Source organism: Pseudomonadota bacterium (assembly GCA_027620075.1).
GTDB lineage: Bacteria > Pseudomonadota > Alphaproteobacteria > Rickettsiales > UBA6187 > 1-14-0-20-39-49.
Map to the genome: position 1 here is coordinate 80,754 of JAQCEY010000007.1, position 12,790 is coordinate 93,543.

The 12,790-nt window shown below is 40.7% G+C and carries 12 protein-coding genes and 1 pseudogene; 8 read left to right on the forward strand and 5 right to left on the reverse strand.

The features are described 5' to 3' along the window. The first annotated feature begins 124 nt into the window (after window positions 1-124). The 5 genes from O2942_09520 to O2942_09540 are packed head-to-tail and all read left to right on the forward strand — an operon-like array spanning window position 125 to window position 5,665. The gene (locus O2942_09520) at window positions 125-340 is read left to right on the forward strand and encodes a helix-turn-helix domain-containing protein (protein ID MDA0782487.1); all 216 of its coding nucleotides are present in this window, start codon (window positions 125-127) and stop codon (window positions 338-340) included. Then, entirely contained in the window at window positions 337-1,722 is a 1,386-nt protein-coding gene (locus O2942_09525; protein MDA0782488.1) for a toll/interleukin-1 receptor domain-containing protein, read from the forward strand. Before O2942_09520 ends, O2942_09525 begins: the two co-directional genes overlap by 4 nt. Continuing rightward, window positions 1,719-3,266, forward strand: coding sequence for a hypothetical protein (locus O2942_09530; protein MDA0782489.1), 1,548 nt, complete (start codon window positions 1,719-1,721; stop codon window positions 3,264-3,266). Before O2942_09525 ends, O2942_09530 begins: the two co-directional genes overlap by 4 nt. Before the next feature lie 13 nt (window positions 3,267-3,279). Continuing rightward, a complete protein-coding gene (locus O2942_09535; GenBank protein MDA0782490.1) occupies window positions 3,280-4,821 on the forward strand; it encodes an AAA family ATPase in 1,542 nt (513 codons plus the stop codon). Then, complete coding sequence (locus tag O2942_09540) at window positions 4,814-5,665, forward strand: hypothetical protein (protein MDA0782491.1); 852 nt, start codon at window positions 4,814-4,816, stop codon at window positions 5,663-5,665. Before O2942_09535 ends, O2942_09540 begins: the two co-directional genes overlap by 8 nt. Window positions 5,666-5,712: 47 nt before the next feature. Here the strand turns inward: O2942_09540 and O2942_09545 are convergent, their stop codons facing one another. Genes O2942_09545 through O2942_09560 form a run of 4 tightly spaced genes read right to left on the reverse strand, consistent with a single transcriptional unit; the run spans window position 5,713 to window position 7,154 of the window. Next, window positions 5,713-6,180: a DUF2269 domain-containing protein gene (locus O2942_09545; protein ID MDA0782492.1), complete on the reverse strand. Its 468-nt coding sequence runs from the start codon at window positions 6,178-6,180 to the stop codon at window positions 5,713-5,715. A gap of 1 nt (window position 6,181) precedes the next feature. After that, window positions 6,182-6,679 carry a hypothetical protein gene (locus tag O2942_09550; GenBank protein MDA0782493.1) on the reverse strand — a complete coding sequence of 166 codons (498 nt, stop codon included), beginning with the start codon at window positions 6,677-6,679 and terminating at the stop codon, window positions 6,182-6,184. Further along, the gene (locus tag O2942_09555; protein ID MDA0782494.1) at window positions 6,679-6,993 is read right to left on the reverse strand and encodes a metalloregulator ArsR/SmtB family transcription factor; all 315 of its coding nucleotides are present in this window, start codon (window positions 6,991-6,993) and stop codon (window positions 6,679-6,681) included. The genes O2942_09550 and O2942_09555 overlap by 1 nt, the downstream gene beginning before the upstream one ends. Next, window positions 6,993-7,154 carry a hypothetical protein gene (locus tag O2942_09560; GenBank protein MDA0782495.1) on the reverse strand — a complete coding sequence of 54 codons (162 nt, stop codon included), beginning with the start codon at window positions 7,152-7,154 and terminating at the stop codon, window positions 6,993-6,995. Before O2942_09560 ends, O2942_09555 begins: the two co-directional genes overlap by 1 nt. A 99-nt stretch (window positions 7,155-7,253) precedes the next feature. Here O2942_09560 and O2942_09565 point away from each other — a divergent pair, with 99 nt between their 5' ends. Genes O2942_09565 through O2942_09575 form a run of 3 tightly spaced genes read left to right on the forward strand, consistent with a single transcriptional unit; the run spans window position 7,254 to window position 9,382 of the window. Then, on the forward strand, window positions 7,254-7,673 hold the full coding sequence (locus O2942_09565; GenBank protein ID MDA0782496.1) for a DCC1-like thiol-disulfide oxidoreductase family protein: 420 nt from the start codon (window positions 7,254-7,256) through the stop codon (window positions 7,671-7,673). Further along, window positions 7,674-8,273: a DUF4166 domain-containing protein gene (locus O2942_09570; GenBank protein MDA0782497.1), complete on the forward strand. Its 600-nt coding sequence runs from the start codon at window positions 7,674-7,676 to the stop codon at window positions 8,271-8,273. Further along, window positions 8,270-9,382, forward strand: a complete 1,113-nt coding sequence (locus tag O2942_09575) for a saccharopine dehydrogenase NADP-binding domain-containing protein (GenBank protein ID MDA0782498.1) — start codon at window positions 8,270-8,272, stop codon at window positions 9,380-9,382. The genes O2942_09570 and O2942_09575 overlap by 4 nt, the downstream gene beginning before the upstream one ends. Here the strand turns inward: O2942_09575 and O2942_09580 are convergent. Next, window positions 9,379-12,790 (reverse strand): annotated as a pseudogene (locus tag O2942_09580) (acyl-[ACP]--phospholipid O-acyltransferase). The gene O2942_09575 and the pseudogene O2942_09580 overlap by 4 nt on opposite strands.

The window sequence follows — 12,790 nt, forward strand, 5'->3', positions numbered from 1 at the left end:
TCCACGAATTAAAATAAAGCAGGCAGGCAAGAGGTCAACAAAAAGAGCGTCAAATATTCTTGAAAACTCCAATATTTCCTGTATTTTCTATTTTGGCGCAATTTTACAGGAGTGAAGTTCCTTTATGGAAGACGAAATTCTAACCATCAAAGAAGTATCCGAATACCTTAAGATTAAGGAAAAAACCACCTATTCCTTGGCCGCTAAAGGTGAAATTCCTGGCTTTAAGGTGGGTGGTAGCTGGCGTTTTAGAAAGAATGAAATAAGTCGCTGGATTTTAGACCAAGAAAGAAAAAGCATCAGTAATGCGGATGGCTTATTAAGAGAAGAACACAAATGACAGAACGTAATGTATTATTTATTAGTCACGCAAACCCAGAGGACAATGTGTTCACCACTTGGCTGGGCGCCAAGTTATCTGCGGCTGGTTATGAAGTATGGGCTGATGTTCTTGAGTTGGTTGGTGGGCAGGATTGGCAACGTAGGCTTGAAGATGCACTTCGCAACCGTGCCATTAAGGTATTGCTGGTAGGAACTCAACATGGAGTTGATAAACAAGGTGTCCGCAATGAAATTCAAATTGCCTCCAATACATCAAAACAAATTCAAGACACTGACTATATAATTCCTTTGAAACTTGAGAATTTCGACGCGCCATTTCTTATTGCACATGCTCAACACATAGATTTCTCGAAAAGCTGGGCAGCAGGCCTTAAAGAACTTTTAGAAACTCTAGCCACATATGATGTGCCAAAATTGGAAGCCGAAAGCTCTAACCCTTGGTGCGCAGTACAGTTGGCGCATGGAAAAGAACCTGTGCAGATAGAAGAAAACATCATTTCCAACTGGTTGAAATTTTCATCACTACCTACCGAGGTACATTTTTATGATTTTAATTCGGGGATTTCGATTGGCTTAAGGGATCGCATGCTAAGGAATTCTTCAATTCCTCTGGTTGGCAAAAACCGTGGGTTTATCAGCTTTGCTGATTATCCATCTTTGCAGGAAATACTAGGACCAGATTTGCCTATAAATTTGGTGGAAAGCACTAAAATTGAAGATTTTTTAGAAGAGGGATGGCCATCGCTACAGATAGAATTTTGGGATGCTCGCAAACACGTTAGCAATATGCTTCGACAGGGATTAGATGCGGTTCTTGCTGCAAAACAGCTTTCATCTTATGAAATGTCGAATAAGAAGCTTTCTTGGTTCGGTCAAAAAGGTGTGGTTCCTGATAGTCAAATCCGCTTTGGGTGGCCAGACTCATTGCCAGGACGCAGAGTTATTAGGGGCTATTCTGAGAAGAGAAGAATGCACTGGCATTATGGTATTAGCCCTCAAGTTACAATGTGGCCGGAGCCTCATATAAAATTACGTGGAAACTTAGTCTTTTCTGAAAATGGCACTCTTCCTATAGACGATGCAAAAAAGATGCACCGCCTCAGACGGTCATTTACAAAATCTTGGCGTAATGCGCGCTGGCGGGACATGATGCTTTCATTCCTTTGGTGGATAACGGATGGAGCTGAATCTTTAGTGATACCTTTTGGAGAAGAAAAGGGTGCTGTTTTGTTTATTCCAACAATTATATTTGTTTCACCTGTCAGCATGCCTGTTGAAATTGAGGAATCCAGCCCAGAAGATCAAGATGATCCAGATTACATTGAAGAACCTTTTGCAGATAATAACTTTGATGATGTTGCTGAAGAGGTGGTAGCATGACTATTTCCCCGACAGTTTCTTATTTCGAAGAGCCTCTGCTGGAATTCAAATTCGGCCAGAAATTGGTTTATCCTCGTGATGGGCTATTTCTTTATGGCCCTGTGGATGAAAGTAATGACAATAAGCAAATACGTTATGGCGTAATCTCTACAGCCGGCGGGTTGAAACATTTCAAAGCGTGGGCCAAATCCATGAACGGGTTTATTGATATTCCAGCACCAGGACCTCGTTCTCGCAGCAATATGCCGCATCATGTGCCATTTCCAGGCTTTACTGAAGCTTTCGGTGCGGAATGGCCAACAGAGCCAACGATTGCACTTGGTGATATTGATCCAAAAGAATTATCTCGTGTATTACGGATTGGAAATCGACATGAAGCTGTACAAAAAGCAGTGGATCTGTTTGTTAGTCCAATGTTAAACGCAGTGAACCGCATGGAGAATCCACCATCTTTTTGGTTTGTGGTGATTCCTGAAGATGTATACCAACTAGGACGTCCTTTAAGTCAGGTGCCAAGGGGCGAGCGAGTACTGGGTGCTGTTCATATCACTCAGGCCAAAGCTAAAATGTTGCAAGCACAGCCCACTCTTTTTGGAACAGATGAGGTGGAAGCTGAAGTTTACAAATATGCAGCACATTTTCGTCGCCAACTTAAGGCACGCCTTCTTAAAGATAAGATTGTCACACAGCTAGTGCGGGAAACCACACTGGAACCACAGGCGTTTTTAACATCATCGGGTCATCTATTACGACCAGTGGAAGATGCAGCTACAATTGCGTGGAAGCTGGGTACAGGCTGTTATTACAAAGCAGGTGGACGACCATGGCAATTAGCAGATGTAAGACCTGGTGTTTGCTATGTTGGCCTTGTCTATAAACAAGATGATTCAGCACAAGATCGCCGCTATTCTGTTTGTGCAGCTCAAATGTTTCTTTCTAATGGTGAAGGTATTGTATTCCGTGGAGCTTTAGGACCATGGTATCACACCGAAAAGAAGGAATTCCACCTTGATAGAAAATCTGCAAAGTCTTTAATAAGTACGATAGTATCTGAATATACAGATTCACATGGAGCACCTCCGAAAGAGTTATTCATTCATGCTCAGGCAGCATTTTCTCACGAAGAATGGACTGGATTTTTTGAAGGGTGCCCTGATACCGTCAATTTAGTTGGCATTCAAATTACGGATGCAAAAGATGGTTTAAAATTATTCCGTCCTGGTGAATATCCTGTTATGCGCGGAATGGCTCTGAAGATCAATGAACGTCAAGCATATCTTTGGACAGCTGGTTATGTTCCCCGTCTAGATACATATATGGGACCAGAAACCCCAAACCCGATTTTTATTAAAGTACAGCGAGGCAAATGCCCGTTAGATCAAGTTTTGCAAGACATTCTCGGCCTAACAAAGATTAACTTTAATTCCTGCCTTTTGAATGACCGTATGCCCGTGACAATCAAATTTGCCAATGCTGTAGGTGACGTTCTTACCTCGGCACCCTTAGATAGTGAGCCGAAGCTTCCTTTCAAGTATTATATTTAGAGAATAAAAAGCAATGCCTCAATCTGCAGAGAATCAAACAGTAAATTTTATAGTGATAGCCGAGCGAGGCTCACTTGGGAATGCCCCAAACACATGCTATTTATGGGTAAATAACTGGGATGACTTCGGCTTCAAAACCACTTTTGCATTATACTACATTACCAAAGATGGTGAACAAAAAGATTTAGGACGCATCAGTATTGCTAATGAAGGATTAACTGGGGGCTATGTCCAACTACCAGAATCACCTTTCATTCAATTGCCTGAAAACTATTGCTCCCTTGGCCATAGCCAAGGCTATTATGAAGAATTAATGGGTTTACCGTCTTTAATTAGAATATCTATTCTAAGAGGTCTAAGAGACTGCGCCTACGATCAGGAAATTTTTGAAAGGTTCCAAGATGAGAATGCAGTTTCTACTTCTTTATTGCGCCATGTCAGTGTCCAAAATGTAAATTATCTATTTCCTAATATACTTAGAGGGCATGCCGTTGCAACTCCATATAAATTTCAATTTCGATTAAATGGAAACGAAACCACAGCTATTGATGTAAGTGTTGTACCCGACTCCACTCCTCCAACTAATATACACGTCTTAATTGGTAGAAATGGAGTGGGGAAAACCAGAATCTTATCTGGCCTAGCAGATCAGATAACTAAAAATCCTTCACCTGCTGATATTAGCCAAAATGGAGAAATAGTATTTTCTCAGAACACCTTAGGTTTCTTGGAGCAGAATGGGCAAAGCGACCGGTTCACGAATCTTGTTACCGTAGTATTTAGTGCATTTGACCATTTCAAGCCGATAAGGAACAATCAGGACAGAGATAGTATTCCTTGTCAGTATATTGGTCTAAAAAGTGAAGATGGGAGCTCTTTTAGAACACCGAGTGACTTGAAGCAAGACTTTAACAAATCAGTAGAAATATGTCTCAACAGTCAGAGAAAGTCTCGCTGGATAGATGCAATCAGAATTCTCTGCTCAGATCCGATATTTAAAGAATATGAACTTGAGAATACTGCTTTAGACGCCGAACATGTTGCTAAAATTACAGGTATTTTTGATAAGTTAAGTTCAGGTCATAAAATTATCCTTTTAACAGTTACCAAATTAGTGGAGCTCGTAGATGAAAAAACGCTGGTTCTAATTGACGAGCCTGAGAACCATTTACACCCCCCATTGTTATCTTCATTTATTAGAACCGTGTCAGATCTATTAATCAAAAGAAATGCCGTTGCTATAGTGGCAACTCATTCGCCCGTGGTACTCCAAGAGGTGCCACAATCTTGTGTAACTAAAATTGATAGAGTTAGATCTGAATATAGTTTGTATAGGCCTGACATAGAAACGTATGGAGAGAATGTAGGGACGCTCACGCGCGAAGTATTTCAGTTAGAGGTTATGGATAGCGGTTTTCACAAAACTATTAGCGACCACCTAAATTCTGACAAAAATTATGATAATCTTCTTAATTCCTTCGGGGGTAAAATTGGCTCTGAGGGAAAAGCTATTGCTCGCTCTATAATTCTTACTAGCGGAGACAGCAATGCATAGTTTGACTAGGCCCGAGATAACTTTTGATGATTGCTATAATTTGTGTATCTCTAGAAAAAGACCGCCACTTAAAGAAAATCTGGAGCGCATACATCCTTCTCTAAGTTCATCCGCAAATTTGTATGATAATAAAGCAACCAATAGCGGACTAAATGAATTATCTCCAATAAGAATTTCGGATTTAACGCCTATAACCGCAGAAGATTTAAAGAAACTTTATACTCAGCAAATGGTTGGGAGCAATGGACCTGGACGTTCTACGTATGATAAAATTTTAGTCTCCGCAAAACAGAAACGGTGCTGTTTCTGTTCGTATGAAGAACCAACAGAGCTGGACCACTTTCTTCCCAAGTCTGTTTTCGCTGAGTTTTCTATACTACCATTAAATCTAATTCCGAGTTGCCATCGTTGTAACAAACTGAAGTTAGAAGATGTCCCTACAAGCTTAGAAACGACTTATATCCATCCATATTATGAGGAGTATAGAGGAATAGCTTGGCTAAAAGCATCTCTAAATTTTGATATAGGCAACTCACCTACAATCATTTATTTTGTTGACAGCGAATTAAACCAATCTCATCCAGACTTGGCTCCTAGAATCAATTTCCAATTTACGAAACTAGACCTTGGTTCGCGATATTCACAGCAATCCGCAGGTGAAGTGTCTGGTATTAGACATAGAATACAGGGGCTGTTTTCCAGTGGCGGGGTAGAAAGTGTCAGGTCTCATCTAAAAGAAGAGGCAAAATCCCGAGAACAGAATAATAAAAACTCTTGGCAAGCTGCTCTATACCATAGCCTCTACCAGAGTAATAAATTTTGTACTATGGATTGGGTGCTGTAATAGCTCAAAGTAGATCTTTCTAATCTAATATCTGCAAAAATTTACTCCTAAAAACTAGGCTTATAAACCATCAGCCAGAACACTACCATAATTGCTGGAAAGGCTAGTGAGCCAAGGATAATCCACCAGCGATCCATTTTCCAGTAACGAGCTGGTAACTCCGCCCCGTTATCCAGCGCCTCTTTAGCCATATCACGCATTTTGATTTGCATCCAGACTACAGGCAACCAACAAGCGCCAGCGAAAAAGTAGAGTATGAGCGCCCACAGTACCCAGCCTTCAAACAATTCATATCCCACAACATGTACAAGCGCGATGCCGGTGAGAAGTTGGACAATCACACTAGGAGTCGTGAATATCCAATCTGCAATCACAACATGACGAGTGGCAAAATAAATGCCCGCTATATCCTTCCTCCTGTTTGCCATAAACATATAGAAGGCACTGCCAATGCCTGTGCCGAATAAGATTGTAGAGCTGATGATATGAATCCATTTGAGCAGGAAGTAGGTCATATTACATACCTACCTTTAATATGAAAATTGCTGAAATATAAAGAAATACAAGCAAAATAGAGTTGGTAATGAAGTGCTGTGTTATAATGTTTGTATATTTATAGTTTCGGTACTTTTGAAACAGTACATAAATACTAATTAGTACAAGCGCGGTAATTAAAAGAAAATATGGAGCATAAAAGTACTCTCTAATAGAATGTATAACCCCATAATTATTATGCATTTTCCAGGTGCATGTAGAGTTACCTTTTATATTGGTATTGGCAAAAAGACCTGCAAACCAATATGCTTGCCAGAGTAAAAAGGGAACAGAAGGGATAGATAAGAAGAAATTTAACTTGTGCTGTTTTGTTTTGCACATGGCTAAAAACATTACAATATAAAATGGGGATGCAATGATAACAGCACCAGCTAATACATCATCAGACGCCATCGTACATGTTCCAGTAACAATACCAAGAAATGTAAGGAATAGTGCTGGGTATATTAGTATAGCCATTATCTATCCTGCCTCTCTTTCGCTTTTTTCTTACTTTCTTTTTTGATCGGCCTACCTACCGGGCAAATTTCCTGCACAAAACCATGCAGTGTGTTCACCAGATTATCTTTTACGAGGCTATAATGAATATATTGCCCCTTCTTTTCTCCAGAAATAAGACCAGCATTTTCAAGTATGCTAAGGTGCTTTGATAGGGATGGCTTACTAATATCGAAACGTTCGGCAATCTCACCGGCCGTCATACTAGATGCTGACAGGTAGGCAAGTATCTTGCGACGAACTCCGGATGATAATGCCTGAAAAACTTTTTCCATTATTTTAGTCCTCCGCAGTATTGCTCATAATATTTGTCAGGAAAATATGTTTTATTAAAACCCATGTTAAACTCCTGCCCTAATGCGCCTATACAGATTACTAATGTTATGCCTACTATAAATGAACCTATAACAGACAAAACTACATATTTCTTTTTCATAAAAACAAAACTCAATTTTTTGTAATTAGCCTATTGACTAAATACCTAAACCATGCAATATTTAGTCTGTTAGCTAAATATAAAATAATACTGTCTGAAATGCAAGAGATTGATCACATGGCCACCAATACCAACGTTATTTATTTTGTCTATGATGGTGAATGTCCAATTTGCCAGATGGGAGCGAGCTTATACAAAGTACGGCAATCTGTGGGAGAGCTTAAAACGATCGATGCAAGAACAGAGAAAGACCATCCTGTTATGCAGGAAGTCAACCAAGCAGGGCTGAATCTTGATGAAGGGATGGTGATCAAATATAATGACCAGCTTTATCAAGGCGAAGAGGCCCTTCACCTCATGGCAACGCTTGGTGCGGATAGCGGTTGGTTCAACCACGTAAACAATACGCTTTATAAATCCAAAACCCTTGCCAAACTGAGCTATCCTTTTATGAAGGGCGCGCGCAATATAGCGTTAAAACTAAAAGGCGTTGGCAAAATAAATAATCTGGAGTCATAGATGTTATCAACTGATCCCATATTCAAACCCATTTTTGGCGAAAGCTGGAATGACTTGCCTACAGTGATGCATAAGCATTATGCTAATCGCCCCAATAGTGACGATATTTCAACGGTTGAGGGTACATTAGATGTGATGTGCAAATGGTATCTCAAACCCTTTTTTTGGCTATTTGGCACTGTTCCTCCGCATAATGAAACGGACGTCCCTGTTACAGTAGATTTTACGAGTCAGCCAGATAGCCCCGCGTTCTGTTTTAATCGTGCGTTTCATTTCAAAAACCACAAACTATTTCGTTTCCGCTCACGCATGACACAGGTGATGGATAATGAAGTCATGGAGCGTATGAATTACGGCATTTGCTGGCATTCTTATTATAGTTGGGATGGGAAGAAAGTAACGCTACGGCACAAAGGATATTCATTGCGTGTAGCTAACATCAATATCCCACTACCGATTACATGGTTGATTGGTCGGGGCGATGCGGATGAATGGCCGATTGATGATGATACGTTCGATATGCGTGCAACGATTATTCATCCTCTGCTTGGGAAGGTATATGAATATAAGGGCCAATTCAAAGTGGTGAAAGAAGTATGATAACACGGGTTTTAATAATTGGCGGCTATGGTAATTTTGGCAGCTTCATTGCCAAAATGCTCGCACGCGAAGATAATATTCAACTGATTATTGCAGGGCGCAACGAAGACAAAGCCCAGTCATTTGCGAAAGGTTTAGAGGCGAAACATAAAGCCGAAACAGCAATAGTCGATATTAACCATATACTCTCCGAATCGCTCAGCACAATTAAACCACATGTCGTAATTCACACCAGCGGCCCTTACCAAAATCAAAGTTATCATGTAGCGGAGGCTTGTATAGCGCAAGGTTGTCATTATGCGGATCTTGCTGATGCACGTGAATTTGTAGCAGGCATTACAGAGTTAGACGCACAGGCAAAAGAAAAAGGTGTGTTGATTTGTAGCGGTGCAAGCTCTGTTCCCTGCCTTACCGCATCTATCATTGATAAATACAAAGGCGAATTCCATAAGCTGGAGAAAGTGGAATATGCCATTGCCACAGCGCAATTAACAAATAGAGGTTTAGCCACCATACGTGCTGTACTCAGCTATGCTGGCAAGCCCTTCACCACACTGATTGATGGCAAAATGCAGAATGTGTATGGCTGGATGGACTTAACTTGGCGGCGCTTTTGGAAGCTAAATCTACGTCCACTTGGTAACTGCGATATTCCGGATTTGGAATTATTCCCCAAACGCTACCCTGATTTAGAAACTATTAGGTTTCGTGCTGGGCTTGAGCTTAAAATACTACATCTAATACTGGTTAGCCTTTCGGGGTTGGTGCGCATCAAGTTGCTACCTTCAATACAACCATTGTCGAGATTATTACTGCGGATATCGTTCCTATTTGACTCCATAGGCAAGGATGATAGTGGGTTTTATATGCTGCTTTCCGGCAAAGATGAATCCGGAAATGACAAGTATATCCAATTTGATCTGGTTGCGCGGCATGGTGATGGACTTTGCATTCCAAGTGTTCCTGCGATCATTCTGGCTAAGAAATTGGCGAATGGCGAAATTGATAAAACCGGAGCAACACCGTGCATTGACCTTATCACCATGGATGAATATCTGGATGTATTAAGTGAATTTGATATTGAATGGCAGACTACTTATCCAAATTAATTGCTTTCTACCAACTTCTTAATCCCCACATAATCCGTCTTACCCGTTCCAAGTAACGGAACTTTATCAACAATCTTGATATTCTTTGGAACTGATAACTCGCCAATACCATTTTTCTTGGCGTATTTTGATATATAAGAGCGGTCGGCATCTTGTTTGTCCGTAACTAAAACTAAGGCCTCACCCTTTTTAGCATCGGATATAGTAACTACCGCATGTTGGTTCTCCGGCCAGAGCTTGGCAAGATATGTTTCAACGGCAGTGAGTGACACCATCTCTCCGGCTATTTTAGCAAAACGTTTGGCGCGGCCTTTTATGGTTATATAACCATCATCATCGAAGAAAACTATGTCACCTGTGTCATAATCACCGTTTGCGGGCGGAACAAGTTTGCCAGGGTTATCGCTAAGCAGATATCCTTTCATTATATTTTCTCCGGATACTATTAATTTTCCGCCATCTTCAATACCTGGCACTTCTTCAAGTTTATAGGAAATGCCAGGGAGTAGGCGACCAACCGTTCCAGGCTTGTTATGCATTGGTGTGTTAGTAGAAAGAGCTGGGGATGTTTCAGTTGCACCATAGCCTTCAAAAATACGTACACCATATTTTTCTGCCCAGAGTTTACGAGTTTCTTCTTTTAGCTTTTCTGCACCTGCAAATACATAGCGGATTGAATAGAAATCATAGGCATTGGCAAAACGTGCGTAACCTGAAAGGAAAGTATCTGTACCGAACATTATGGTGGAATTGGTATCATAAACTAACTCAGGCACTATGCGATAATGCAGCGGCGATGGATAAAAGAAGGTTCTTATGCCAGATAATATTGGTAATAATGTTCCGCCTGTTAAGCCAAATGAATGGAATATAGGCAGGGCATTAAACACAATGTCAGTTGGGCCGAAATCCACCCTGGAACCAAGCTGGTAACGGTTTGCTTGGATATTTTTGTGTGATAGCACAACTCCTTTTGGTACACCTTCTGAGCCGGAGGTAAACAACACAACCGCTGCGTTATCAGGACTGGTTTTACAATAAAAAAGCTGCGGTAGATAACTTGTAATAAGTCCCACAATTTTATTCAGGAAATTTATCTGTTTTGCTATATCTTCCAGATAGATAACTTTTATACCTTCTTTAGTAATGGCTTCTATTAAATCATCTAACTTACCCGTGGTCACAAATTGTTTGGATGTATAAACAGTTTTTATTTCTGCCGTTTTACAAGCGGATATAAGGTTCTTGGCGCCAGTTGAAAAATTCAGCATTGCAGGCACTCGCCCCGTGGCCTGGAGCGCAAAGAAAGTCACGATAGAGCTTACCATATTTGGCAGCATTACGCCTACATACTCGCCGCGCTCCGTATCTTTAGCGATTTTGCCGCCAAGGGTGAAACTGCGGGTAATAAGTTCGCCATAATTAATTGGTTTGCGCATAGCATCTTCAGCGATAACGTGTTTGCGGCCATGAATATGCGACTGATCTATAACTGATTCAAATAATGTTTTTTTATAATCGGAGCTGTCAAATAACATCTGGCTCATAAGGTCATAGAGTTTTACCCCGGCAGCATGGCGGCGGGTGCGTCCTTTTATTTCTTCGGGAACTTCAAATTGGCGTGGTTCAAGCATGGTGAGGGTTATCTTTGGGAACATGCGGATACGAACTTTACCCTTGATTCTAGAGAAGGGGCTATACTGCGCACCATCAATTCGGATGGGTAGTATCTGTGCTCCGGCCTTATCAGCTATCATCCCCGGGCCTTCATAAACCTTCATTAGTGAGCCAGTCACTGTGATTCGACCTTCAGGAAAAATCACGCATTTTGCGGTTTTTTTAATTTCATTTATAATGCCTTTTGTTGCCATAGGGTTGGTTGGGTCAAGTGGGAAGGCTTTTACTAAAGCCAGAAATGGCTTGAAATACCAGCGTTTAGCGATATTGGTATTTACTGCAAACATAGGTTTTTCAGGCAGAAATAGGGTTATAAGCATCGCATCCAAAAAGGACGTATGATTGGCAACAATGAGTACGCGGCTACCAGCTTTTTTATAATTTTCCAGCCCCTTAACTTCGACTTTATAAAGTAGCTTAAATAAACCTTTGAGTAGTGATTTAATCATTTTTCAATCTCCTTTTAACAATATCCCTTATTATAAAAAATACCGGGATATTTATAATTCCAACAGCTAACAATAGCTGAATTACGTTAAGCCCTAAGGCAAAAACTACGACAGCAAATATACTTGCCAGCACCATAAACAGTGCATTCATCACATTATTAGCGGCAATGATACGTGCCAGATATTTTTCGTCACTGCGATGCTGCATAATGGCGTAAAGCGGCACGATATAGATTCCAGAAAATATGGAGAGCATTAGTAGTCCACCAATGATGAACCAGGCGGCAAATCCAGAATTGACAAATTGTATAACTCCGATATCAGCATCCTTTACGTACATATTCGATGCAACCACAAACAATACAATTGCCACTGTTATCCCAACCGAACCATAAGGCACTAATCTACCGTTAATTTGCCCTTTAAGCAGCTTATTGCAAAGCATTGAACCGATGCCAACGCCTATGGAAAATATGGTAAGAAACAAAGTGACAATATGCTCATTGCCACCGATAACTTCCTTGGTATAAACAGGAAATTGAGTGAGAAACGTCGCACCGATCAGCCAGAACCATGAAATCCCGATGATAGATAGCCAAACAGTACGCTCTTCTTTGGCAAATCCGATTATCTTCCATGTTTGGGCTAAAATATTCCAGCTTACTTTCAATTTAGCATCGCCTATAGGTGCTTTAGGGATTGATTTGCTGGCAATCCAGCCGACTACCGCAAATCCGATAACACATAACGACAAAACAGGCAGTCCATATTCAGTGCGGATAATAAGTCCGCCAAAAATAGTGCCAAGCAATATAGAAAGGAATGTCCCGCCTTCGATAAGTCCATTGCCACTGATAAGTTCATCATCTTTTAGATGCTCTGGCAGCAGGCTGTATTTTATCGGCCCGAAGAAGGTGGACTGCACACCCATCATAAATAAAACTACTAGCAAACCATTGATGCTTTGCAGATAAAAACAAATAGCACAAAGAACCATTAAAACGATTTCTACCTGTTTGATCTTCTGAGTAAGCCATGATTTTTCGTACTTATCAGCAAGTTGTCCGGCAGTTGCTGAAAACAGGAAGAATGGCAAGATAAACAATCCGGCAGCAATCGTTACTATCATGCTTGCATCTGTTCCCGTCTTTACCGCAATATCATAAGTAAACCATATCAAAAATGCGTTCTTGAATGCATTATCATTAAATGCCCCAAAGAATTGAGTTATGAATAAGGGTAGAAACCTTCTGGTTTTTAATAAATGTGTTTGGTCTGACAT

Bases quoted from the DNA above. Each gene is read 5' to 3' on its own strand.
- O2942_09520 (MDA0782487.1), top strand. From the start codon at position 125: ATGGAAGACGAAATTCTAACCATCAAAGAAGTATCCGAATACCTTAAG.
- O2942_09525 (MDA0782488.1), top strand. From the start codon at position 337: ATGACAGAACGTAATGTATTATTTATTAGTCACGCAAACCCAGAGGAC.
- O2942_09530 (MDA0782489.1), top strand. From the start codon at position 1,719: ATGACTATTTCCCCGACAGTTTCTTATTTCGAAGAGCCTCTGCTGGAA.
- O2942_09535 (MDA0782490.1), top strand. From the start codon at position 3,280: ATGCCTCAATCTGCAGAGAATCAAACAGTAAATTTTATAGTGATAGCC.
- O2942_09540 (MDA0782491.1), top strand. From the start codon at position 4,814: ATGCATAGTTTGACTAGGCCCGAGATAACTTTTGATGATTGCTATAAT.
- O2942_09545 (MDA0782492.1), bottom strand. From the start codon at position 6,180: ATGACCTACTTCCTGCTCAAATGGATTCATATCATCAGCTCTACAATC.
- O2942_09550 (MDA0782493.1), bottom strand. From the start codon at position 6,679: ATGGCTATACTAATATACCCAGCACTATTCCTTACATTTCTTGGTATT.
- O2942_09555 (MDA0782494.1), bottom strand. From the start codon at position 6,993: ATGGAAAAAGTTTTTCAGGCATTATCATCCGGAGTTCGTCGCAAGATA.
- O2942_09560 (MDA0782495.1), bottom strand. From the start codon at position 7,154: ATGAAAAAGAAATATGTAGTTTTGTCTGTTATAGGTTCATTTATAGTA.
- O2942_09565 (MDA0782496.1), top strand. From the start codon at position 7,254: ATGCAAGAGATTGATCACATGGCCACCAATACCAACGTTATTTATTTT.
- O2942_09570 (MDA0782497.1), top strand. From the start codon at position 7,674: ATGTTATCAACTGATCCCATATTCAAACCCATTTTTGGCGAAAGCTGG.
- O2942_09575 (MDA0782498.1), top strand. From the start codon at position 8,270: ATGATAACACGGGTTTTAATAATTGGCGGCTATGGTAATTTTGGCAGC.